The following is a 22,774-nucleotide window of genomic DNA, read 5'->3' as shown; positions in this document are numbered from 1 at the left end:
GGCTGTTCGCCCGACACGGCGGATGCCGACTTTGGCTAATCAATCCAAGATTTTATCGATCGTGATCGGCAAAGACCGCACCCGCTTACCAGTCGCGTGATAGATCGCGTTGGCGATCGCAGCAGCGGTGCCGACGATGCCGATCTCGCCTAGGCCTTTCACTCCGAGCGGGGTCACTTCGGGGTCGGGTTCATCGACGAAGATCACTTGGATATCGTGGATGTCGGCGTGCACGGGCACATGATATTCGCCGAAATTGTGGTTCATCCAGCGACCTAGCCGGTGGTCGGGGAAGGTCTCCTCGTGGAGCGCCATGCCCATGCCCATCACTACGCCGCCCAGGATTTGGCTGCGCGCGGTTTTTGGGTTGATGATGCGGCCAGCGGCGACCGCGTCGACAATGCGTGTGACGCGGATCACGCCCAATTCCTCGTCGACCTTCACCTCTGCGAAGATTGCGCTGTGGGTGTTCTTTGACTTGTGCATACCCTTCCACATGTCGCCGAACCCGGGCGCCGCTGTCTCCTCCTCCTCGATCTGCGTCAGGTCCGCGGCACGCATCGCGTCGCCGAACGGCACCCGGACGGTCGGCGCGTCCTTCAACACGATACAGCCATCCTCGAACAGCACGTCGTCTATTGTCGCCTCGCCAAGCGGTGCACCGGCGATCTTGCCGGCTGCCTTCAACAGCTTCTTGCCGACCGCCTGGCACGCCAGCTGCACAGCCGCGCCGGACGACGCCGCGCCCCACGACCCGCCTTCGACCGGGGCGGTCGGCAGGTCGGAGTCGCCCAGCTTGGCGGTGATCTGCTCAGGGGGCAGGCCGAGCGTATCGGCGGCGACCAGGGTCATGACCGTGTAGCTGCCGGTGCCGATGTCCGACGTCGCGCAAGCCACTTCCAGGTGTCCGTTGGCCGTGAGCTTGGCGCTGGCGGACGTCTTCGAGAATTGCGCGTCCCACATGCCGGTCGCGCAACCCCAGCCGACCAGCTCCTTGCCGTCGCGCATCGACCGCGCCTCGGCCGAGCGCTTGCTCCATCCAAATGCCTCGGCACCCTCCTGAAATGCCTCGCGTAGCGCCTTGCTGGTGTACGGCGTGCCATTCATCGCATCGATCGGCGAATAGTTGATGAGGCGGAATTCGAGCGGATCGACCTTGGCTTCATAGGCCATCTCATCGATCGCGATCTCGAACAGCGTCATGCCGGTTGCCGCGCCCGGCGCGCGCATGTCCGCCGAGGTCGCGGTATCGACCTGCGCGACAGTATATTCAGCGTCAGCGTTCGGGCAGTCGTAGTTCATCAATCCCCAGGTGACGACATTCTCCATATTGTCCTCGTAGCGCGAGGTGGAGGTGGTCGCCTCGTTGCGGATCGCGGTGAGCTTGCCGGTGGTCTCCGCGCCCAGCGCGATGCTCTGGATCGCCTGGGGGCGGTAGGCGTGGCTGAACATCTGATTGCGCGTCATCGTGACGCGCACCGAGCGTTCCAGCATCTTGGCGGCAAGCACCGCCAGGAACACCTGATGTTGCGGCCGGAGGCCCGAGCCGAAGGCGCCGCCGACATATGGGTTGAGGACGCGCACCTTCTTCTTGGAGAAGCCGAAGACGCTGGCAAGGTAGCCCTGCACGACCTGAGACCCCTGGGTCTTGTCGTGAACGGTGATGCTGCCGTCGTCGTGCCACTCGACGGTGGATCCGAACATCTCCATCGGATTGTGGTGCTCCGGCGGGAGCCGGTAGTCGCCAGACACCTTGAGCGGGGCGTCCGCGAACGCCTGCGCCGCGTCCCCACGGTCCTTGGGCGCCATGTAGCCGCTGCGCTTTTTCTTCGGCACGTACTTCTCGCCGACCGCAACCTCGAAGTCGGTATTGTGCGCCTCCGCCTCGTAGGCGACCTCGACCAGGCTGGCAGCGTAGCGCGCTGCCTCGAACGTCTCGGCCATGACCAGCGCGATCGGCTGCTGGCTGAACTGGATGCGGTCATCGTAGAGTGGCCGGAACGGCGAGCCCGGAATCTTCAGCTCGTCTTGGTAGCTGTGGTCGGTCCAGGCAACATGCGGCCGGTTCAGGTGCGTGATGACTTCGACGACGCCGGGTACGGCGCGCGCCGCCTCTTCGTCGATACTGACGATCCGCCCCTTGGCGATCGCGGCCTCGACGATGTAGCCGTACAGCAGGTTCTCCACCGGATGCTCGGCGGCGTAGCGCGCCGTGCCGGTGACTTTCTCAACCCCGTCGACGCGGTTGATCGCGCTTCCGATCCCGATTTTCGCTGCGGTAGCCATGATGTCTGTTCCTTAAGCGACGCGCTTGTCGGTCTGCGATTGCGGGGTGGCCTCGGCGGCCTGCTTCAGCGCACGGACGATGCCCTTGCGCGCGAGCGGGATCTTGAAGTCGTTCTCGCCCTGACCGACCGCCCCGGCGAGGAGGGCGTCGGCGAAGGTGCCGAACGCCTGCGGCGACGGGTGCTGGCCCTTCAGCAGCTTCTCGGCTTCCGTGCTGCGCCATGGCTTGTGTGCGACACCGCCGAGCGCCACCCGCGCTTCAGCGATCGTGCCGTCTTCGACCCGCATCGCGACGGCTATCGACACCAGCGCGAAGGCATAGGACAGACGATCGCGCAGCTTCAGGTAGGTGTAGGTCTGGGTGAAATCCTCGGCCGGCAGGTCGATGCCCGTCACCAATTCGCCTGGCTTCAGAGTGTTGTCGCGCCACGGCTCGTCGCCGGGTAGCCGATGATAATCGGCAATCGGGATCGCGCGGTCGCCTTCCGGACCGGTCACCTGGACGGTTGCGTCGAGCACCGCCAGCGCGACGCACATGTCCGACGGGTGCGTGGCGATGCACTGGTCGCTCGCGCCCAGGATTGCGTGGATGCGATTGACCCCACCGATCGCACCGCAGCCCGAACCCGGCTCGCGCTTGTTGCAGGGCGTGGCGACGTCATAGAAGTAATAGCAGCGCGTGCGCTGGTTGAGGTTGCCGCCATTGGTCGCGGCATTGCGCAACTGGGGGCTGGCGCCGGCGAGGATCGCGGAGGACAGCAAGGGATAGCGTTGCTCGACCCGCGCATCCCAAGCGGTTTCGGCGTTCGGCACGAGCGCGCCCAACCTCAGCCCGCCGCCGTCCAGCTCCTCGATCGCGTTCAGCGGCAGGCGGTTGATGTCGATCACCGTCGTCGGTCGATCGACGTTCTCCTTCATCAGGTCGATCAGGTTCGTGCCGCCCGCCAGGAAGCGGACCTGCTCACCTGCACCTGCCTGCACCGCTTCGGCAACGCTGGCAGGACGGGCATAATCGAAGCGGTTCATGCCTGCTCTCCGATCACGTCGAGCACCGCATCGACGATGTTCGAGTAGGCGCCGCACCGGCACAGATTGCCGCTCATCAGCTCACGGACCTCGTCGCGGGTCTTGGCCTTGCCCTCGTTGATGAGGCCTTGCGCCGAGCAGATCTGGCCTGGAGTGCAATAACCGCACTGGAACGCGTCGTGGTTGCAGAAGGCGGATTGCAGCGGATGGAGGTCGCCAGGCTGGCCCAACCCCTCGATCGTCGTGATGTCCGCCCCGTCCAGCGTCACAGCCAGCTTGAGGCACGAGTTGATGCGGCGCTCGTCGATCAGCACGGTACATGCGCCGCACTGGCCGTGGTCGCAGCCCTTCTTGGTGCCGATCAGGTCTTCGCCTTCCCGCAGCAGATCAAGCAACGTCGTCCAAGGCTCGATCGCGCGGGTGCGCGTCTCACCGTTGATCGTCAACGTGGTTGGCACCGTGCCGATCGGCACGGCGGCGTAGGTGGCGGTATTGACGGCTGTCGGCATGATCGACGCCTTTCTGCTTCGGGTCAGGCCGGGATGGCGGTGATGTCGGCGGTGTTTTCCTCGGCAACCCCGTTCTCGCGGTGGCGAAAGGCGGACAGCGCGCGATAGACCTGAAGCCGTGCGCGCATCACCGACCCTAGGGGCCGGTGCGCGGCCAGGCTGTGGGCCGGGCGGAAGGTCATTACCTCATCGAAATAGCGGGCGCGTGCCGTGCTGTAGGCTTCCTGCGCAGGGATGCGGATCGTGGCCACGGTGCGATACTGGCTGTCCTGCGACGGCCACTCGACCGAGGCGTCCTCGATCGGCTGCGTCTCCGCGTTTGCCCAGAGTTGGACCCTAAGCTCGAAGACCGCCTCGTGGCCGCGGAAATAATCGATCGCGGCGCGGCGGAAGCCGTCCTCGTCCTCATGCGGGTCGAGTTGCCACTCGCTGAGCGCGTCCTGCGCCTGCGACGCCGGCACGGCGCCGAGCTTGGCGACGTAGTCGCCGTAGCGCACCGGTGCCTGGCTGAAATAGTCGTCGCCGATCGGATGGCTGAACGGGTGGCCGAAGAAATCGGCCTTGGCATAGGCGGTGTTGAACAGGCCCAGCACCTTGTTGAAGTTGCGCGCCATCGACGACACCGCGCTCTTCACACCCTCGGGCATCGGCGTCGCCGCCCCGATCTTCTTGGCGTCGCTGAGAAAGCCCGACGCGGTCCCCGACGGGAATGTCCGTCCCGTGGCAAACACGAAGTCCTGCGTCGGCGCGTCATGACCGGGCAGTTTTTCGCCATCAACGCCGAACACCTTGATCGCCATGCCCCGGTGGGTGGAGACGCGGTCGCCCAGCGTCTCGCCCGGCCCCTGCGCGAAGCGGATCGCGACGTCGTAGGTGCCTGCCGCGGCGAACAGCCCCTGTGCCAGTTCCGGCGGAAGGTCGTCGGCGATCGTCAGCGTGCCGACGACGCAGGCCGAACTCTTGGCATGGCTGGCGCGCACGGCATGCTGCTCGCGCTTCTCGACCACCTCGCTTTGCTGGGTCATGCCCTGGATGATGCCGTCGATCGTTTCCTGTTCGTCGGGTTCGGGCGTCTCGATGTCGTCGCGGTAGCGCAGGTAGGTCATGGCGGTCCTCAACGGGTCGGAGCGAACGAGAACAGCTGGGTGCGGATCGACGGCGGCGCGCCCGGCGTGAACCATGGCGTGTCCTGGATGTGGCTCGCGGTGACGTAGATCGTCCCGTCGGATCCCTCGCTGAACGTATCGGGCCAGCGCAGCCGCTTATCGGTTAGCACGATCTCGGTGGACGAGCCGGCGAGCCGTCTGATCGAATAATCGGTCGGCGAGGTGATGTAGAGCGTTCCTGCCTTGCTCATCCACAGGCCGTCAGCGACGGCGGTGGTGGCGACGGTCTTCACCGCATCCGCGCGGTCGCGCTCGCTGACATCAGCGCGCAGCTTGTCGGTGGCGATCGAATAGAGCGTCTTGCCGGTCAGCGCCTGCCAGTAGAGCGTCTGCCCGTCGTTCGAGATCGCGATGCCGTCGGCGGCGAACGCGGGCTGCCGCCCATCGGGTCGGACCAATGGCTTGCCTTCGATCGCGACGGTGACGCTCTTGTCGATCTGGGTCGACGGATGGCCGTCGAGGGCGCGGAAGCTCTTCCCGCTGGTCAGGTCGACGACGATGATCGCGCCGCGCGTGCCGCTGTCGGTGATGTATCCGGTCCGACCGTCGGACGAGAAGCGGATATCGTTGAGGTAGGTGCCCTGCAATGCGACATCGCCCGGCACCGCAATGACCTTAGTCACCTTGTTCGTCTTGAGGTTTATGCGGACGAGCTTCGGCGCGCCCTCTAGGATCTTCTCGTTGCCCGGCGCGCCCGGGTCGACCACCCAGAGGTTCCCATGACCGTCGGGAACGATCGACTGAACGCAGACGAAGTGTTCGCCGACCGGCATCTCGTTGGCCCTGGCGTTGCGCCAGCTGTTCCACTTGGCGTCGGGATAGGGCCGGAGCGTCCCGTCGGGCATCACCTCGGCAACGGAGATCGGCGCGTCGTCGGTCCAGCGTGGGAAGTTGACGAAGCGGCGCCCGTCGGCAGTGACGGCGACGCCGGTGACCTGATGGTCAAAGCGCGCCACCTGCGTCAGCGCGGCGCTGCGTCCAGCCTGGGCATAGGCAGCCCCCGCCAGCGCCATAGTGAGGGCTCCTAGCCCGATCAGAACACCACGCTTCCGCATCGAACCTGCTCCCGTTCACCAAGCGCAACCCGTCAATTGCTGGTTAACGACCACGCCTCGTGCTTGGATCCGAAAAAAGGCACAGAAAAAAGTAGGTTAGGTAGAAACTTCATGAGCGCAGCTCGTCCACGGCTTAGCACGAGCCGTCGACAGCTGAAGCTGATGGGCTTCGACACCCTTACGCCCCCTCGATCGTTGACCGAATGCGAACGGGACGGAGTCTTCATGCATCAGATCACTCGTGGCAGCGGAAAGCCCCTGCTACTCATCCATGGCGTGGGCAGCAGCTGGCGTGCCTGGCGGCCGATCCTGGATGATCTCGCCGTGGAAAGATCGGTTATCGCCATCGATCTGCCGGGCCATGGAGCGACACCGGCCGAAGAAGATAGCGGCACATTCTATGGACTGGTCGGCAGCGTAGAGCGCTATCTCGTCGCGAACGACCTTGTCGGCGTCGATGTCGTGGGTAGCTCGATGGGCGCCCGGATCGTGCTGGAACTGGGGCGCCGGGGGAAGGTCGGCAACGTCGTCGCCCTCGATCCGGGCGGCTTCTGGCGTGGTTGGGAGCGTTCCTTCTTCCACACCACGATCGGCTTGTCCGCACGGTTGCTGCGCGCGCTGCGATCGCGCTTGCCGGCGCTCAGCCGCAGCGGCGCGGCGCGCATGGCGCTGCTGGCCCAGCTATCGGCGAAGCCCGCGGCGCTGTCGCCCGAGCTGGTATGCACCGAACTGACCAGCATCATCGACACGCCGACCTTCGATGCGCTGGTCCGTGACCTTGCCAACGGTCCGGAACAGCGGGGTCCCGCGGCTGATCCGACGCAGCGCATCGTCATCGGTTGGGGCAGACAAGACCGGCTCTGCCTGCCCCGTCAGGCCAACCGCGCGCAAGCGGCGTTCCCGTCAGCGACGTTGCACTGGTTTGCGCACAGCGGTCACTTTCCGATGTGGGACATGCCGGGGGAAACGACTACGGTCATCCTGCGGGCTACGAACTAAGACTGTCGGTCGTTTCCACGGAAAGGCTACTGGACGACGGACCCGAGACGACCAGTTTTGGAATTCCGGACCGATCTCCGCACGATCGGGAGCCTCAGAAGCCGCCGTGCCGCAGCCGGTGTCATAACCGAACGGTTGTGACACCCGTGCCGGCGGCTTTCGACCGTTCCAATCCTGAAAGCTGACTGGCAGGAAAGTCCCCAATGCCGGTCGTTTTCGACGGCGCCGGTGAGCAAGCGCCGATGGCAGCATCGAGGATCGGCCAGTTTGGCGACTGAAGCCGAGTGTATTGCGCAGAGCGGGCCAAACAGTTGTCCGAGGGACTGCCCGAGGCGTGCACTTGAGAGAGAGAGAGCGATCGCTACAGGAGCCCAGCAACTGCTGCATGAACAATTCGCTCTGCGAACGCGCCATTGCGCCTCAGTCTCTAGCTTGGTCCGTCAGCTTGCCCTCAATCCAGCTGTCGATTTCGCCCTCGGACCACGCAATCGCGCGAGGGCCCAACTTCCGCGCTTTCGGGAATGATCCGAGTTCCATCAGCCGGTAAATGGTTGAGCGACCGAGGCCGACCCGCTGTCTGACTTCGGGCAGCCTGATGAGGCGTTCCGAGGATCGGGAGAGATGAGCTTGCATCAAGCTGTCCTTCGTTGAAGCTACCGCGACCTCTCCCCAGTGGTCGGCTGCTAGTGGGTTAGGCGGTACGTCCGGGCGAGAAGTCGCCAAGACGCTGTTCTCGTTCGATCAGGTCGTGGATGTGGTGGGCAATCCGCTGCGCGACAAAGCGCGCGGCCTGCGTTCCCCAACGGGGGTCGACCCGATCGCTGGTTTCGCCAATTTCCGCGGCGAGCGCATCGGGGAGAGCGGCCACCATCATTTCCAAGAAGCCACCGAGTCCTGAGCGTGCCCAATCGGTCGCGAGATCCTGACGATCGAACAGTGCCAGCGTCAGTGTGCCGCGGGCCGGCAGCCCGGCTTCGTGCAGGATCGTCGCCGCTTCTTCTAGACTCATGTGTCGGGAGCCCTTCAGCGTACGGCTTAATTGATCCTTGGAGAGCCCGACGCGGGAAACGAGGTCGCGCTGGCTCACGCCGCTCTCGTCCACGAGATCGGCGACCACGGCATGCAGCGGCGCCGAGGTAAAAGGTGGAGGGTCGGCATTGGCGGGCACGAAATATCTCCAATTATCGAGTCGTACCGCACGCTAGCGCCAACATGGCCTGTAGGAAAACAAAACAGGAACATCCTAGCGAAGCGTAGGGGTGTGGGTCGGACTACGATGGCGTGGACGACCAACGAATCGAGCCGCAAGTGAGCCGAATCAGGGAAGATGCGGAAGTTGCGACAGCTGTCGCGACGCCGGCTGCTGAGGTGATCGACCGCCGCGACCCCAGTCGCGGAAAGTAGGAAGATTCCAAGGCCAGCTGCGATGGCGATCGCAAAATCCGCGACGACAGCGGTGATATGTTCTCTTCATGTTCCTTTCTGTTGAGGTGGCCCGGCGAGTGGCGCTTGGTGAGTGGGCGGTCGGCGTTCGGCCGCACCGACACTCCCACGGAGACGCTCTCGATGCACAGCCTCAAGCTCCCGCTGGCCCGCGCCAAACTCGGTCGTGCCAGTGACTATGTCCTGCCCGCGGTGGGGCTCATGCTCTGCGCAACCGCCGCCTATGCCGGCGCAGATGCGACCTTCAGCCCGGCGCTGACCAAGTTCACCGACTTTCTTGAGGGTTCGGGCGGCAAGATCATCGCCGTGCTCAGTCTCGCCGGCGGCATCATCGGCATGGCGTCGGGTCGGTTCAGCCTTGGCCAGGTGGCGCTGCCCGTCGGCGTCGGCATCGGTGTCGGCACCGGCGTGCCGATCGTCACCTCCACGGTCACCGCGCTCATCTGAGCGCGGGAAAAGAGGGCGGGGCGGCAGCCATGTCTGACAAGTATATCGTTCCCAGGCGTCTCGATGATCCCGAGCTCATCGGCCTTTGGACCCTTGATGAATTCATGGGGCTGGCGATCCCGTTCGCCTGGGGCATTCTCACCCAGCATATCCTGATTGGCATCATACTCTCCTGCGGAGCGTGGTTTGCGCTGCGCAAGGCAAAAGCTGGCCGAGCCAGCTCGTGGGTGATCCATGCCGCCTATTGGTATCTGGGTGCGACCTTTGTCAGGCTGAAAGCCACTCCGCCCTCCCATTGCCGCCTGCTGGCCGGCTGAGGGAGGACGATATGCTCGCCGACATTGCGCACCAGCGCAGCCAGTCCTTGTTGCGGCAGCGCAAGGTGCTGCTGCTCGCCGCCGCCGCCTCGTTCGTCATCAACCTCGCCCTGTTCTCAGCGCTCTCGTCGAAGGACCGGGAGATCATCCTGCAGCCGATCGCGACGCGTCCGCTGACGATCAGCTCGTCGGGCGTCGAGGCCGATTATCTGGAGCTGGTGACGCGCGACGTCGCGCTGATGCTGCTCAATCGATCGCCCGCCGGCCTCGACTATTGGATGGAGCAGATCCTGAAGCTCGCCGATCCGTCGGCGCACGGGGCGCTCAAGGCCGAACTCGTCAAGATCGTCACCGAGCAGCGCGGTTCCGATGTCAGCCAAGCCTTCGTGATCAACGGCATGACCGTCGATCCGAAGGGCCTGACGTCGGAAGTCGAGGGTGACCTCAAGACCTTCGTCGGCGGCCAGGTGATTGCCAGCGAAACCAAGCGGTTCCGCTTCGGCTGGAGCTACGCCGGCCTTCGCCTCTCCCTCACGAGCTTTGCGCTCGTCCATTCGCCCAAGGAGGCACGTCCGTGATCTGCATCCCACCCACATGGCTGCTTGCGGCCGGCGCGACCTCGGTCGTGGCTGGCGCGTCGCGGCCGATCGATCTGGGACTGAAGCCGCTTGGTTTCGCGCTGATCGGCGCGGCCCTGGTGCTCGGCGCCACGCCTGCCTGGGCGGACCAGTACCGGCACGCGGCCGACAATGCCCGCGTCGACTGTGTCGTGTCCTCGCGCGACCTGACCCGCATCGCGCTGGTCGGCGACGGGTTTGCCAGCGTCAGCAAGGTGTCGACCGGCTACCCCTATAACGACTTCACGGTCACCAACGAGCCGATCCGTGGCGACATCTACCTGTCCGTTCCGGACGGGTTCGCCGCGCAACGCTTAAGCTTCTTCGCTACCTCGAAGAAGGGCTACGTCTATAAGTTCGCTTGCACGATCGGCGGCGACGAGGCCGAGCAGATCTTCGTCACCAATCCGGCGCTCGGTCTCGAGAAGGCTGGCGAATGGGAAGCGAGGTCCGGCCCGCGCGAGACCGCGGTGCGGCTCATCCAGGCGATGGCCACGTCCGCGACCGTGGACGGCTACCAGCTGCGGCAGGTCGCCGCCGCACCCACGCGCATCGGTGACCTCAGTGTTCGCTTGATCGCCGAGTATCGCGGCGCGGCGCTCGTCGGGAAGGTGCTCCGCATCGATAACCGCGGGACGAAGCCGGCGTCCGTTCGCGCGAGGGATATCGCCCCCTCGGGCACGTTGGCGCTCAGCGTCGCGACGCCCGAGCTGGCACCCGGCGCGGCTACCAGCGTATGGCTCGTCGGCGTGGCGGGAGAGGGGGCATGGTGAGCTCCACCCAGCCGCACCTGCCGGTCGAGAACCGCGACGGCGACGTGCCAGCCGGCGGCGCGCTCGGCGCGCTCAATGCCAAGACCGCGCGGCGTCAAAAGCTGATCCTGCTGGGCGGCGGCGGGACCGTCGCGCTGCTCGGCGCCTGGTTTGTGCTCGGCGGCTCACCGGATGGCGGCATCGCCAATCCCGACGCACCGCAGCGGATCGAGACCGACGGCATCGTCAATCGCGATCTGAGCCAGAAGGAGTTCGTCGCGATCTATGGCAATCGGCTCGACGCGCAGGCGCGCCAGCTGAAGGCACTCGAGGACGGCCGTACCAACCCGAGCGAGCTGCAAGCCAAGCTCGAAGCGCTCGCGGCCGAAAACCAAGCGATGCGGACCGATGGCGCGCGCACCATCGACGCGCTCTCGGCCGAGAATGCCGGGCTGCGCGCAGAGGCGAGCCGCGCCGCGCAGACTCCACCGGCGACCACGCCCGCACCGGCTTACGGGCCCGGCGGCAGCTATTCCGCACAGGGCTCGTCGGTACCGTCCGGCTCGCCATTGTCGCCCGATCTCGCAGCCACGCCGGGAAGCGAGGCTGCGCCGCCTGAGCGTCAGGTGAAGACATTGTCCTTCGGCACAGGTGCCCCCGAGAGCGCAGGTGCGACCAAGACGGGGCTTCGGTCCGGTCGTCCCGGTGCCCCGGCGATCGAGGTGGAGGACAGTCCCGAATATCTGCCGCCGAACAGCTACGCTCCGGCGCGGGTCATCGTTGGCGTCGATGCCTCGGCAGGCGTCACGAGCCAGACCGATCCGCTCCCGGTCGTCCTGCGGATCACCGGACCGGCACGCTCGGTCGTCAACAACGGCAAGCTGCTGACGACCCGCATCCAGGGCTGTGTCGTCAACGGTGCGGCCCGCGGCGATCTCTCGGCCGAGAAGGTCTATGTGAAGCTTGCCAAAATGACCTGCGACCAGCCCGGCGGCCGGGTCGCGGTGAGCGAGGTCAAGGGCTTCATCAGCTTTGCCGGCAAGACCGGCGTGCGCGGTCGCGTCGTCAGCCGCGAGGGCAGCCTTGTCAGCCAAGCGCTGATCGCCGGTATCGTTGGCGGGTTTGGCCGGGGCTTCTCGGCCAATGCGAACAGCGTCTTCTCCGGGATCACGCAAGGTGCCGACGGCACGCGCGAGAAGCTGTCGCCCGGCGACATCGTCACCGGCGGGCTCGGCCAAGGTGCCGGTGACGCTGCCGACACGGTCTCCAAATATCTGATCGAGCGAGCTGAGCAATACCAGCCGGTCATCGAGATGCCGACCGGCATCGATGTCGAAATCGTCTTTCTGGACGGCGTTTACGTGAGGAACACGCAATGACTTCTTCTGTCTTTTATCGAGCACTGCAGCTCGATCGCTGGCACCGGCGCGAAGGTCGCGGCTTCTGGGCCATGTTGTCGCTCGCGTCGCTCGGCGTCGGCGCTAGCACCGGCATGCTGGTCAACGCGGTCTCCGCGCAGGCAACGGTGCCCAGCATCGACGCCGGCAAAGAAGCAAAGGCGGTGCTCGCCGCGCTTGCCAAGCGCCTGCCGAAGACCGTGATCAATGCGGTCAACTGCGGTGGGCTCGGCGGGATCTGCGAGGTCGTCGCGGGCACCACGCTGTTCTACGTCGATCGCGGCGCGCGCTATCTGATGATCGGCCGAGTCTACGACATGGAGACCCGGGCGGACCTGACCGCCACCCGGCTGCTCGCGCTCAATCCCGACCTGCTCGTCGCCGGCGCGGCGCGCCAGAAGGCAGAAGCCGACGAGACCGCGCCGCCTCAGGCACCCGCGACGCCAGCCAAGGTGAACCTCGGTGAGCTGCCCGCCGCCGGCGCGATCCACTGGGGACCCGCAAACGGACCCAAGATCGTCGTGCTCAGCGACTTCGCCTGCAGCTATTGTCGCCGGCTGACCGACGAGCTGCGCGCGGTCGGTGCGCGGGTCGAGGAGCGGCCGATCTCGATCTTCGGCGCCGCCAGCCGGGAAGCGGCCGAGCGTGTGCTCTGTTCGAAGGATCCGGCGCGTGCCCTGCACGCCGCCTATGAGCAGAAGGCGCTGCCCGCTGCCGAGAAGTGCGACACCAGCGGCCTCGACGCCAATGAGGCGTTCGCCAAACGGCACGGTTTCGGCGGCACTCCCGTCATCATTCGCGCCGATGGCGCGGTACTCGAAGGCTTCCGCCCGGCGGCACAGCTCAAGGCGTTCGTCGCCGGGGGTGCGGCATGATCCGCACCGCACTCCGTCGCGATCGCCACGTCCGCCTCGTTGCTCGAGCAGGGCTGTGCGGCACGACGCTCGCAGCGCTTCTGGCGAGCACCGGCTGCGCCACGCTGGGCGGGAATGTCAGCGGTGATTTTGCTTGCCGGGCACCCGACGGCACATGTTCGCCGATGTCGGCGATCGATGCCCGCGCCGTCCAGACGATGGTCGGCTCAGGAGACGCCGAGGCCGATCGCGAGCCCCGCGCCCGACAGCAGCCCTTCCGGTCACCGCAAGGTTCGGGACCCATCGGTCGCACCGGCGAGCGGACGCTTCGGGTCGTGTTCCCGGCGCATGTCGATCGCGCCGGCGTGCTCCACGACGAAGCCACCGCGCATGTCGTCGTCGAGGATGCCGCCTGGACCATGAAGCCGGTCGGCCCCTCAAGCGAGGCAGCGTCCGACGGCACCACCGCCACCCCCAGTTTCGAGATCTCGCGCAGTTCCGCCCCTTCCTCCCTGCGCGAGGTGATTGCTGGAGCATCCGCTCCGGCAATCGAGGGGCTTGAGTCACTCCCCGCTCAAGCCCCTCACCCTATCACTGCGGTCGATGCGCTCCCCCAGACCGGCATCATTGCAGGACCGACGTCGGAGGCACTTGCTGCGGCTAAGGCCGGGCGCCGCATCGCCCGGCCCGCGACGATCGATCTGAGCAAGGTGCCCCTCGAGCGTTCGCAGACCCTGCCGGTGAGCGAGAGCATGGGTCCGGGAGCAACTTCGACCAAGTCGAAGCCATCGGCTGGCATTGCCGGAGCCATCGCGGCGGGGCGCGTCCGCGCCCTCGCCAAGCCCGCGATGGAGCAGTTGGGCCGACCACAGGCCGAGCCGGACCTCGATGGGGTGTTCACGCCCGCGACCAGTCCAAAGGACGCGCCGAAATGAACCTGTCCTTTCGCACCCTCTATGACACGCTGTCGCGCGGGCTGTTCGGAGACGCCGATGCGCAGGAAGCGGCGCGTCCGGTGATCGGTCTCGACATGCTGTCGAGTTTCCTGCCGTACCGCGTCTACGAGCCCGCCACCCGGCTGTACCTCAACGCGCGATCGATGGGCTTCGTGCTCAACGTGGCACCACTGGTCGGCGCGGACGAGCGGACCGGCGACCTGCTCGGCCAGTTCTTCTCTGAGGGCCTGCCGGCGGGTGCCTGCGTCCAGATCGTCCACTGGGCTTCCCCACGTATCGGCCGCAACATCGCGCCATGGTTCCTGCCGCGCTATGCGCGGGGCGGGGTCTATGAAGCGATCGCGCGGCGTCGCGCGGCGTGCCTCTACGACCTCGTCTGGACCAGCGGCTCGGCAAGCGCTCCTTTCCATGCACGCCACCATCAGGTCCTGATCTCCGTCGGTGTTCCGGCGGGAAGCGCCACCACCAAGGAAGATCTGGTCGCTGTCCGCGAAAGCCTGACGGGCGTGCTGCGCTCGCTCGATGTGCCGGTAGCCAATGTCGATCCTGTCCAGCTGATCGCGTTTCTCGACGACCTGACCTCGCCGACGACCGCTCCCCAGGACGATGCCATCGACTACAACCCGCTCGACCCGATCGCCGATCAGGCCATCCGTCGCGACATCGAGCTGGTCGTCGAGGAGAGCCGGCTGTGCCTGCGCACCGAGCGTTTTCGGCCGACGGGTGCCACGGATGAAGGCGCGCCCGAGATCGGGGAGATCTATCTCGACCGTTTCGACGTCCGGCATTTCGGCGTGCGCAACATGCCGACGCGCTGGGCGCCGTGGGAATGCGCTCGCCTGATCGGCGATCTTTTCACCGACAAGCTGCGCATGCCCTGTCCGGCAGCGACGATGCTCTGCCTCGTCTATCCCGACCAGGAAGCCGCCTCGGCGCGCGCCGGCATGAAGTTCCTCCGGACGACCTCGCTTAGCGAGGGCCGCTCCGCACGCTATCTACCGAAGCTGCGCGAGCAGGCGGCCGAGTGGCGCGAGGTTCAGGCGCAGATGCAGGAAGGCCGCCGGCTGGTGCGCGCCTTCTACGGGGTCACCGCCTTCTCGCCCGAAGGGCAGGGCGACCGCAATGAGCGCACGATCAAGTCGCTCTACAAGGCAGCCGGGTGGGACCTTGCCGACGAGCGCTACCTGCAGATCCAGGGGCTGCTCGCGGCCATGCCGATGACCCTGGGTGACGGGCTCGGCACCGACATGGAGCGGTGCAAGCGCATGCGCACCATGCTCTCGACGACAGCGGCCAACATCGCGCCGGTCCAAGGCGAGTATCTCGGGGGCAACGTCCCGCATCTCCTTTTTGTCGGACGGCGGGGTCAGCCCTTCTTCTGGTCGCCGTTCGAGAACGGTGCTGGCAACCACAATGTCGCGATCCTCGGCAAGTCTGGATCGGGCAAGTCGGTGCTGCTGCAGGAGATGTGCGCGGCCCTGTGCGGGGCCGGTGCCAAGGTCGTCGTGATCGACGACGGCCGCAGCTTCATGAACTCGTGCCGGCTCCAGGGCGGCGCGTTCATCGAGTTCACGCTGGCCTCGGGCTTCTGCCTCAACCCCTTCTCGATGATCGATGCCGACAGGGTCGCCGAGGACGAGGACTACCGCCTCGACTGCATGGCGATGCTGAAAAGCATCGTCGGGCAGATGGCACGGTTCATCGACCGGCTGACCGACACCGAGCGCGGCCTGATCGACCAGGCGGTGAACCATGTGTGGGAAGCGGCCGGACACGCAGGCTCGATAGACGGCGTCGCGCGAGCGCTCACCGACACCGGCAACCCGGACGCCGCCAACCTGGCGATCGCGATGGGACCGTTCCTCTCGGGCGGCACCTATGGCGGGTTCTTCAATGGGCAGGCGACGCTCAAGCTCGAAGCGGACTTTACCGTGTTCGAGATGTCGGACCTCGCGACGCGAGAAGAGCTGCGCTCGGTCGTGCTGACCGCGATCATGTTCATGACCAGCCAGGCGATGACCCGCAGTCCCCGCTCGGTGAAGAAGCTGCTCCTGATCGATGAGGCGTGGAGCATGCTCAAGGGCGGCTCGATGTCCGAGTTCGTCGAGACCTATGCCCGCACCGCGCGAAAATATGGCGGCGCGCTGGCGACCGCGACGCAGTCGCTCAACGACTTCTACAAATCGGGCGGCGCGACCGCCGCACTCGAGAACAGCGACTGGATGCTGGTCCTCCAGCAGAAGCCCGAGACCATCGCCGACTTCCGCAAGTCCGAGCGGCTCGACATGGATGACCGCACCGAAAGCCTGATCCGCTCGCTGAAGCGCAGCGGCTCGGAATATTCGGAGGTCTTTATCCGCGGCCCCGAGGTCCAGGCGCTCGGCCGGCTGGTGCTCGATCCTTATTCGGCGACGCTCTTCTCGTCCTCGCCAGACACCTATGCCGCCATCGAGCGCCGCATGGCGGCGGGCGACACGATCGAACAGGCGCTCGATGCCGTGGCGTTCCCGGATGCACCTCAGGCCCCGAACACGAAGGAGGCGCAGCATGCGCGCGCCTGATCCCCGGCCTCTGGGTAGCCATAGGGTGCGGCTGCGGCGGTTCCTCGCCGATGCATGCCACCTGGTCCTGAGCACCACGCTCTGGCTCGGCGGGACGCTGCTTGTCACGCTCGGCACGATCCTGGCGGTGGTGATCCTTGCTGCCGACGCGCGGCTGTCGATCCTGTTCGCGCACCTCGGCAATCTCGCGACCCACTATCTCGCCGCCGACGCCGCACGCCGCGCCGAGTTCGATCTCCAGCTTGTCGGCCTGACCGGCGCGCTAGCGCTGCTGTTCCTCGTCGCGCGGCTGCCTGCCTTTGCCGCCCGCATGCGGCGCGAGCTTTCCCGGAAGGACGAGCAATGAGCCACGCCAATACCTCGGCACCCGCGCGGCGCACGATCGCCGGCTGGCCCCTGGCCCACGTGCTGGGGACCATCCTCCTGCTTGCTGGCCTGCTCTGGGCGGCCTGGGCGACGCGCCTGCTGCTCGACATCTCGAAGCGGCAGATCGTTTCGGTCAGCCTGTCGACGCTGGTCGGCGACTTCGTCGCTGCCGAAAGCCGCAACGGCGGCACGCCCGAGCAGACCGCGAGCCGCACCGCTGCCTATCTCGCCGCCATCAACCGGTCGGTCAGTGCGCTGGGTGCCGACGGCACCACCGTCCTCGTCACCGAGGCGACACTCGGTAAGAGCGTGCCCGATCGCACAAGCCAAGTCCGTGCGGAGGTCAAGCGCGCGCTGGAGGGCGGTCATGACCCTCGCTGAGACGCAGTCCCCGACCGCCTTCTGGAGCCCGGCCCGGCGCAGGCGCTATCTGGTCTATGCCGCCGTTGGCATTGGCTTGGTGAGCTTGAGTCAGCTTGCCCGCTGGAGCGACGACCACGCGCTGCTGGTCAATGCCACGACCAGCCTGCCGAACTGGGCGTTCATGATCGATCGGCAGCGGGTGCCGGTCCGCGGCGACTTCATTTTCTTCGAGCCGCCGCCTGGCCCCTTGCTCGCCCGTCATTTCGGCGCTCGCCCGCAGCCGTTCGGCAAGATCGTCTATGGCGTCGCCGGCGACCGGGTCGAGCAGCATGGCCGGCTGTTCTCGGTCAACTCTCGACCGGTGGCGCTGGCCAAGCCGGCGACGCGGTTCGGCGAGCCGCTCGCGCTGGGTCCGACCGGCATCATCCCACGCGGCTGCTATTTCGTCGGCACGCCCCACCGCGACAGCTTCGACAGCCGCTACGCCGCGATCGGCTGGGTCTGCCGTCCGCGCATCATCGGCGTGGGGAGGGCGATCCTGTGAAGCGGCTCGTTGTCCTTTCGGGCGCGGTGATCCTGTCGGCGGTGCCGCATGCCGCCTTGGCGCGCGACTATGGTCAGCAGGGCGCGGTGTTTCCGGTGATCGAGACCGATCTGCTGACTGTCATCCAGAACAAGCTCGCCACGATGCAGGCGTCGGGCGCGCTCGATCGCGCGAACAAGGAACTGGCAGCTCGCACCGAGGCGCGCGTCAAGCGGCCCCCGCCGGTCAAGGGGATCGTCGTCGCGAGCCAGTCGAGAAGCTGGATCCACGACCCCACCATCACCGTCGAGCAGGATCTTCGCGATGCAAAGGGCCGCGTGGTCGTGGCGCGCGGAACTCGCGTGAACCCTCTCGATACCGTCCCACTGCGCCAGCGGCTCGTATTCCTTGATGGCGATGATCCCGCGCAGGTCGCCTGGGCGATGGGCAGGACAACCGCGCTCAACGCCAAGCTCATTCTCGTGCGCGGCTCGCCGTTCGCACTGATGAAGGCCGAGCAGCGCCGCTTCTACTTCGACCAGGCAGGAACGCTCACGACCAAGTTCGGCGTGCGCGCCGTGCCGGCGGTGATCGAGCAGGCCGGGCGCGCGCTCAAGGTCAGCGAGATCGCCATCCCCAAAGCAAAGGAGGGCGGCAAGTGACCGCACATACTCCAGATCCGCCAGCGTGGCTCGTGGCGGCGCGCCAGCGCCACCGGCAGCGAATCCGCCGCACCCGGCTGACGCTCCTGCTGCTCGCCGCAGTGCTCGCGCTGGCTGCGCTCCTGCTCGCGTCGCCCGCGCGTGCCGCCGGTACGCCCGGGCGCTGCACCGGCCGCTTCGTCAATCCGATCACCGACATCTGCTGGAGCTGCCTGTTTCCGATGTCGGTCGGCGGCCTCAAGATCTGGCCGTCGATCGCGGGGCGACCCGACACCGACAACCCGAACCTGCCAGTCTGCAATTGCGGGATCAGGCCCGGCATCGCGATGGGCTTCTGGGAGCCGGTCCGGCTCGCCGACGTCAGTATGAAGCCCTGGTGCTTCGTCAATCTCGGCGGGCTGAAGCTGGATCCGGGATTCGACATCGGCTTCAAGACGATCGCCGGTCCGAGCGCGGTCGGCGGCAAGGCACAGAACACCAGCGGCTGGCATGTCCACTGGTACGCCTATCCGCTGATCTACTGGATGGAGATCGTCACCGAATTCCTGTGCCTTGAGACCGGCTCGATCGACATCCTGTACCTGACCGAGATCGATCCGCTGTGGCAGGACAGCGAACTCACCGCCCTGATCAACCCCGAGGCGGTGCTGTTCGCCAACCCGCTCGCACTCGCTGCCTGTGCTGCCGACTGCATCGCCGCGACCGCCAAGCTGCCGACCGATCCGCTGTTCTGGTGCGCCGGTTGCCAGGGGACGATGTACCCGCTGAACGGCAATATCGGCGCCTCGATCGGCCATGTGCAGGCGTCGCGGCTCGCACTCGCTCGCTTCGCGTACAAGCTCCACCGCGAACTCGTCGCCTGGGGCACGATGGGCTCCAAGGGCCTGTGCGGCAAATATCTCATGCCGGTGATGCGCAAGCAGCAATACCGGTTCCAGGCCACCAATCCCAATCCACAGACTGGCGGGCGCTACGCCTGCGCGCCGATCGGCGCGTCCACAACCCTCATGTCGGCCGGCCAGGTCTATCCCGCGATCGGAGAAGATATGGGCTATCTCGTCTGGCGCAAACGCAATTGCTGCGTGCTGTGATGCGCCGCCTTCCTCTTGTGATCGGCGCCGCGATGGCCGCCACCGGTCTTACCCTTGGCCTCGCCAGCGGCGGCGGCGCGCAGACCGTCGACGGGCTCGATCTCGCCAAGGTGCGCGAGCGCGCCAAGCTCTCGCCCGAAGATGCCGAAGCGTTCGGCAGCGTCATCGCGAGTCGCGGCGAGGCCGTGAAGGCGCAAGCCGCGGCAAGCGCAGAAGCCGCCCGGGCGAACGCCGCCAGGCATGCGCGCAACGCCGTCGCCAGCGCACGGCCGACCGACACGTTCGACTTCGATGCGATGCTCGCGGCAGCAGGCCGCGAGGCCGCAACAAGTGAAGACGGGCCGCGGCTGGTTGCGTTCGCCAGTCTGTCGATGCCTGCCGCCTCGCTGCGCCAGATGATCGACGAGGTCGGCCGCGCCGGGGGCGTCGTCGTCTTCCGCGGCTTCCCGGGGAATTCGGTCAAGCAGTTCACGGGCGCGCTGGCCAAGGTCGTACCGGCGAGCGGCAGCAATGCCGTCGGGATCGACCCGCGCCTGTTCCGCGCCTTCGCGGTCACAACGGTGCCGACCTATGTCGTCACCTCGACCGACTTCGACCTGTGCGACGGTTTTGACTGCCGCACCCAGGTGCCGCCGCACGACCGCATGTCCGGCAATGTCAGCCTTGGCCACGCGCTCGAGACCTTCGCGCAAGGCTCCGGACCGGGGGCCGGGATCGCCAACCTCTATCGGGCTCGCCTGGAAGGAGCACAGCGATGAGCCTCTTCAGCATGAAGCCACGCGGCATCGCGCTACTTGTGATGCTGTTCAGCGCTGGGCTGGCTGGCAGCGGTGCGCTCGGTCAGGCCGCCGATCCGGGACAAGCCCGCACCGACGGCAAGGCGTTTGCGGCCGAGATCGCGACACGAGCGCAAGACGCCGCTCAGCAGGCGCCGACGGCTGAAACCCTGCCGAACTTCAACGCATCACCTTCGCAGTCGTCGCTGTTCGACGATCCCGACGCGCTGGCGCGCGCCGCGGGAGCAGCCGCAACCAGCCACGAAGGCTATCAGGCGGTGCGCTCCTCAGTCGATCGACGGGCACGCATCGCGCCTGCCGACATCGAGGCGACGATTGCGCGTGGCCAGGCCGTGGCCGCCGATCCGAACGGTTACGTCAGCGGCATGGGTGTCGGTGGCGGGCAGGGGAGCTGTCGCGAGCTGCCACCGGGCAGCGGCGCCAGCGGCAGCTATGAGGCGACCTGCAACGATGGACTGGCGCTCGAGCAGAAGACCGAACGCTGCACCATCCCGCTGAATGTCTCGGTCACGAGCACGACGAGCCATCTTTATTATTGCAGCAGCTTCAATGCCGGCTTCAACCGAGCGGACGATTGCGCGCTGTTCGAGCCCTACATGGGCGGCACCTGCCGCCACGTCGGTTCGCATCCCGGCCGCTGCCTTCAGGGCTACACCCGCAATGCGCAGCAATATTGCACCGAGCCCGGCGAGCCGATCGATGAGATCGTCTGCGACGCGCTCGTGCCTGGTGCGACGCTCATCTCGACCAGCAGTCAGAACAGGATCTCCGAGGCGCGTGACGAACGAGCCTGCGCTGCCCTCAGCGCCGATGCGGGCTGCGTGGCGCAGGCGGAGACCTGCACCTCGAGCGATCCGGTGACGCGGACCGTGAACGGTGTCGCTGTCACGCGACCCTGCTGGGCCTGGGAGAAGAGCTATCAATGCTCGCGCGCGGTCCCGGCCCAGGATTGCGGGAGCCTCGACGCCAACCCGGCCTGCAGCTTCGCACGCCGCGAGTGCCTCAGCGAGGACGAGCCCTGCTCGACCTGGGAGCGCATCTATCGCTGCGCGATCCCCGACCAGGTCGGCCCCGACAAGCAGTATATCTGCGACGGCGACATCTACTGCATCAACGGCGACTGCGAGACGATCGACCGCCAGCCGAACGCCGAGTTCAAGGATGCCGCGGTCGCGCTCAACGCCGCGGCGCAGGCGGGACGCGAGTTCGATCCTGATACACTCAGCCTGTTCAAGGGGACGCGCAACACCTGCAAGAGCGCGGTGTTCGGCGTGCTCAACTGCTGCAAGGGCAAGGCGTTTCCGCTGATCCCCGGGAGCCAGTTGCTCGTGGCGCTTGGCTGCAGCCGCGAGGAGATCCTGCTCCATCAGCGCGATGCGACGGGCTTGTGCCACTATGTCGGCAGCTATTGCTCGAGCAGCGTGCTCGGCGTGTGCGTCACCAAGCGCAAGGCCTATTGCTGCTTCGAGTCCAAGCTCAGCCGCATCCTGCAGGAGCAGGGTCGTCCGCAGATCGGCAAGCCATGGGGCTCACCGAAACGTGAGACTTGCCTCGGCTTCACGGTCGACGAGTTCGCTCGGCTCGACCTGTCGGCCATGGATTTCTCCGAAGTCTATGCCGAGTTCCAGGACGCCGCGCGCCTCCCTGAAGAGCTGAGCACGGTCGCCGCGGTCCAGCAGAAGATCACCGACTTCTACACGCTGAATGGACCCCGCTGATGAGGAGATTTGCCCATCCACTCGCCGCCACGGCGATGATCCTGGCGTCGGCCTTGCCGATCGCCCGGGACGCTATCGCCGCGGCGCCTGCCCAGACGACCTCGGCTGCGCAGCAAGGTGATCGCTTCTACTGCGAGGACCGCCGGCTCGGGACCTGGTTCTACTGCGACCGGCCGAAGCCGGCCGAGCCGGACGCCACGCTACCGTCGGCCCCGGCGCCCTCGGCTGCGGAGCAACTTGAGGCGGTCACGACCGAGCTGCGCGAACTCAAGGCGCGCGCGATCCTCGATCCCAGCCCGGCGAACGTCACCGCCTATATCCGCTTCCAACGCGCGCAGCTCGACCGCGCCTCGCTCTTCGGAGACGTGTGGCAGCGCGCGATCTGGCAGACGCCCGAACTCGACTACACGCTCCAGAGGCCGGTCGGCACCGTTGCCAAGCGTCAGTGGCTCGACACCCGCAAGGCCGAACGCGACCGCACGCTCAGCCAGCTCGGCAAGCGCTACGGGCTGTTCTACTTCTTCGCGCAGAGCTGCGGCGCGTGCGCGGTCATGTCGCCGATCGTGAAGGCGGTCGCCGACACCCACGGCATCACGGTGCGCGCGATCTCGACCGACGGCGGCCCATCCGAGACCTTCCCCCGCTACACCGTTGAGACCAACCAACGCGCCGCGATGGGACTGACCTCGCAGGTAACACCTGCTGTCGTGCTGTTCGACAGCGCCACCCGCACCCCCATTCCGATCGGCTACGGCGTCATCGCCGCCGACGAGCTGATGGACCGCATCTTCGCGCTCACCCAGAGAAAGGCCGGCAGTGATTATTGAACCCTCGTCGCCACGCCCGCGGCGTGGCCAACCCCAGCGCGT

The 22,774-nt window shown here is 66.5% G+C and carries 24 protein-coding genes; 17 read left to right on the top strand and 7 right to left on the bottom strand.

Annotation, left to right across the window (positions count from 1 at the left end; all coding sequences use genetic code 11):
• Nucleotides 1–39: 39 nt before the first annotated feature.
• Genes FOY91_RS00180 through FOY91_RS00160 form a run of 5 tightly spaced genes read right to left on the bottom strand, consistent with a single transcriptional unit; the run spans nt 40 to nt 6,042 of the window.
• Nucleotides 40–2,286: a xanthine dehydrogenase family protein molybdopterin-binding subunit gene (locus tag FOY91_RS00180; RefSeq protein ID WP_145147029.1), complete on the bottom strand. Its 2,247-nt coding sequence runs from the start codon at nt 2,284–2,286 to the stop codon at nt 40–42.
• Nucleotides 2,287–2,298: 12 nt separating this feature from the next.
• On the bottom strand, nt 2,299–3,312 hold the full coding sequence (locus FOY91_RS00175) for an FAD binding domain-containing protein (RefSeq protein ID WP_145147027.1): 1,014 nt from the start codon (nt 3,310–3,312) through the stop codon (nt 2,299–2,301).
• On the bottom strand, nt 3,309–3,821 hold the full coding sequence (locus FOY91_RS00170; RefSeq protein ID WP_145147025.1) for a (2Fe-2S)-binding protein: 513 nt from the start codon (nt 3,819–3,821) through the stop codon (nt 3,309–3,311). Before FOY91_RS00170 ends, FOY91_RS00175 begins: the two co-directional genes overlap by 4 nt.
• A 23-nt stretch (nt 3,822–3,844) precedes the next feature.
• Nucleotides 3,845–4,927: a catalase family protein gene (locus FOY91_RS00165; RefSeq protein ID WP_145147023.1), complete on the bottom strand. Its 1,083-nt coding sequence runs from the start codon at nt 4,925–4,927 to the stop codon at nt 3,845–3,847.
• 8 nt (nt 4,928–4,935) lie between these two features.
• Nucleotides 4,936–6,042 carry an L-dopachrome tautomerase-related protein gene (locus tag FOY91_RS00160; RefSeq protein ID WP_145147021.1) on the bottom strand — a complete coding sequence of 369 codons (1,107 nt, stop codon included), beginning with the start codon at nt 6,040–6,042 and terminating at the stop codon, nt 4,936–4,938.
• 225 nt (nt 6,043–6,267) lie between these two features.
• Between FOY91_RS00160 and FOY91_RS00155 the strand changes: the two genes are divergently transcribed.
• Entirely contained in the window at nt 6,268–7,041 is a 774-nt protein-coding gene (locus FOY91_RS00155) for an alpha/beta fold hydrolase (RefSeq protein WP_145147019.1), read from the top strand.
• A 420-nt stretch (nt 7,042–7,461) separates the two neighbouring features.
• On the opposite strand, the gene FOY91_RS00150 is transcribed toward FOY91_RS00155, so the two are convergent.
• Together FOY91_RS00150 and FOY91_RS00145 are read right to left on the bottom strand one after the other, a co-directional pair.
• Nucleotides 7,462–7,674: a helix-turn-helix transcriptional regulator gene (locus FOY91_RS00150; protein ID WP_145147017.1), complete on the bottom strand. Its 213-nt coding sequence runs from the start codon at nt 7,672–7,674 to the stop codon at nt 7,462–7,464.
• 58 nt (nt 7,675–7,732) lie between these two features.
• Nucleotides 7,733–8,209 (bottom strand): helix-turn-helix domain-containing protein, encoded by a 477-nt coding sequence (locus FOY91_RS00145; RefSeq protein WP_145147015.1) that lies wholly within the window; start codon nt 8,207–8,209, stop codon nt 7,733–7,735.
• Between the two features lie 398 nt (nt 8,210–8,607).
• On the opposite strand from FOY91_RS00145, the gene FOY91_RS00140 reads away from it, so the two are divergent.
• The 16 genes from FOY91_RS00140 (at nt 8,608) to FOY91_RS00070 (ending at nt 22,732) form a co-directional block, all read left to right on the top strand.
• The gene (locus tag FOY91_RS00140; RefSeq protein WP_145147013.1) at nt 8,608–8,931 is read left to right on the top strand and encodes a TrbC/VirB2 family protein; all 324 of its coding nucleotides are present in this window, start codon (nt 8,608–8,610) and stop codon (nt 8,929–8,931) included.
• 29 nt (nt 8,932–8,960) lie between these two features.
• A complete protein-coding gene (traL, locus tag FOY91_RS00135) occupies nt 8,961–9,248 on the top strand; it encodes a type IV conjugative transfer system protein TraL (protein WP_145147011.1) in 288 nt (95 codons plus the stop codon).
• Between the two features lie 11 nt (nt 9,249–9,259).
• Entirely contained in the window at nt 9,260–9,826 is a 567-nt protein-coding gene (locus tag FOY91_RS00130; protein ID WP_145147009.1) for a type IV conjugative transfer system protein TraE, read from the top strand.
• Nucleotides 9,823–10,638 carry a type-F conjugative transfer system secretin TraK gene (locus tag FOY91_RS00125; protein ID WP_238995140.1) on the top strand — a complete coding sequence of 272 codons (816 nt, stop codon included), beginning with the start codon at nt 9,823–9,825 and terminating at the stop codon, nt 10,636–10,638. The genes FOY91_RS00130 and FOY91_RS00125 overlap by 4 nt, the downstream gene beginning before the upstream one ends.
• The gene (locus FOY91_RS00120; RefSeq protein ID WP_145147007.1) at nt 10,632–11,996 is read left to right on the top strand and encodes a TraB/TrbI/VirB10 family type IV secretion system protein; all 1,365 of its coding nucleotides are present in this window, start codon (nt 10,632–10,634) and stop codon (nt 11,994–11,996) included. The genes FOY91_RS00125 and FOY91_RS00120 overlap by 7 nt, the downstream gene beginning before the upstream one ends.
• 71 nt (nt 11,997–12,067) lie before the next feature.
• Nucleotides 12,068–12,889: a DsbC family protein gene (locus tag FOY91_RS00115; RefSeq protein WP_145147088.1), complete on the top strand. Its 822-nt coding sequence runs from the start codon at nt 12,068–12,070 to the stop codon at nt 12,887–12,889.
• Nucleotides 12,886–13,803 (top strand): hypothetical protein, encoded by a 918-nt coding sequence (locus FOY91_RS00110; protein ID WP_145147004.1) that lies wholly within the window; start codon nt 12,886–12,888, stop codon nt 13,801–13,803. Before FOY91_RS00115 ends, FOY91_RS00110 begins: the two co-directional genes overlap by 4 nt.
• Nucleotides 13,800–16,385 (top strand): type IV secretion system protein TraC, encoded by a 2,586-nt coding sequence (traC, locus tag FOY91_RS00105; RefSeq protein ID WP_145147002.1) that lies wholly within the window; start codon nt 13,800–13,802, stop codon nt 16,383–16,385. The genes FOY91_RS00110 and traC overlap by 4 nt, the downstream gene beginning before the upstream one ends.
• Nucleotides 16,372–16,731 carry a hypothetical protein gene (locus FOY91_RS21495; RefSeq protein ID WP_162527085.1) on the top strand — a complete coding sequence of 120 codons (360 nt, stop codon included), beginning with the start codon at nt 16,372–16,374 and terminating at the stop codon, nt 16,729–16,731. The genes traC and FOY91_RS21495 overlap by 14 nt, the downstream gene beginning before the upstream one ends.
• Nucleotides 16,728–17,132 (top strand): TrbI F-type domain-containing protein, encoded by a 405-nt coding sequence (locus tag FOY91_RS21490; RefSeq protein WP_162527084.1) that lies wholly within the window; start codon nt 16,728–16,730, stop codon nt 17,130–17,132. The genes FOY91_RS21495 and FOY91_RS21490 overlap by 4 nt, the downstream gene beginning before the upstream one ends.
• On the top strand, nt 17,119–17,658 hold the full coding sequence (locus FOY91_RS00095) for a S26 family signal peptidase (protein ID WP_145146998.1): 540 nt from the start codon (nt 17,119–17,121) through the stop codon (nt 17,656–17,658). Before FOY91_RS21490 ends, FOY91_RS00095 begins: the two co-directional genes overlap by 14 nt.
• A 26-nt stretch (nt 17,659–17,684) precedes the next feature.
• Nucleotides 17,685–18,299: a type-F conjugative transfer system protein TraW gene (gene traW, locus FOY91_RS00090; RefSeq protein WP_238995139.1), complete on the top strand. Its 615-nt coding sequence runs from the start codon at nt 17,685–17,687 to the stop codon at nt 18,297–18,299.
• Nucleotides 18,300–18,376: 77 nt separating this feature from the next.
• Nucleotides 18,377–19,390, top strand: a complete 1,014-nt coding sequence (gene traU, locus FOY91_RS00085) for a conjugal transfer pilus assembly protein TraU (protein ID WP_203234446.1) — start codon at nt 18,377–18,379, stop codon at nt 19,388–19,390.
• A complete protein-coding gene (gene trbC, locus FOY91_RS00080) occupies nt 19,390–20,148 on the top strand; it encodes a type-F conjugative transfer system pilin assembly protein TrbC (RefSeq protein WP_145146993.1) in 759 nt (252 codons plus the stop codon). Before traU ends, trbC begins: the two co-directional genes overlap by 1 nt.
• On the top strand, nt 20,145–21,905 hold the full coding sequence (locus FOY91_RS00075; protein WP_238995138.1) for a conjugal transfer protein TraN: 1,761 nt from the start codon (nt 20,145–20,147) through the stop codon (nt 21,903–21,905). The genes trbC and FOY91_RS00075 overlap by 4 nt, the downstream gene beginning before the upstream one ends.
• On the top strand, nt 21,905–22,732 hold the full coding sequence (locus tag FOY91_RS00070) for a conjugal transfer protein TraF (protein ID WP_145146991.1): 828 nt from the start codon (nt 21,905–21,907) through the stop codon (nt 22,730–22,732). Before FOY91_RS00075 ends, FOY91_RS00070 begins: the two co-directional genes overlap by 1 nt.
• Nucleotides 22,733–22,774 lie beyond the last annotated feature (42 nt).

The sequence above is a fragment of the Alterirhizorhabdus solaris genome, assembly GCF_007785815.1.
Taxonomy (GTDB): domain Bacteria; phylum Pseudomonadota; class Alphaproteobacteria; order Sphingomonadales; family Sphingomonadaceae; genus Alterirhizorhabdus; species Alterirhizorhabdus solaris.
Note: the sequence above shows the minus strand (reverse complement) of the source record. Positions and strands in the feature narration are given on the sequence as shown.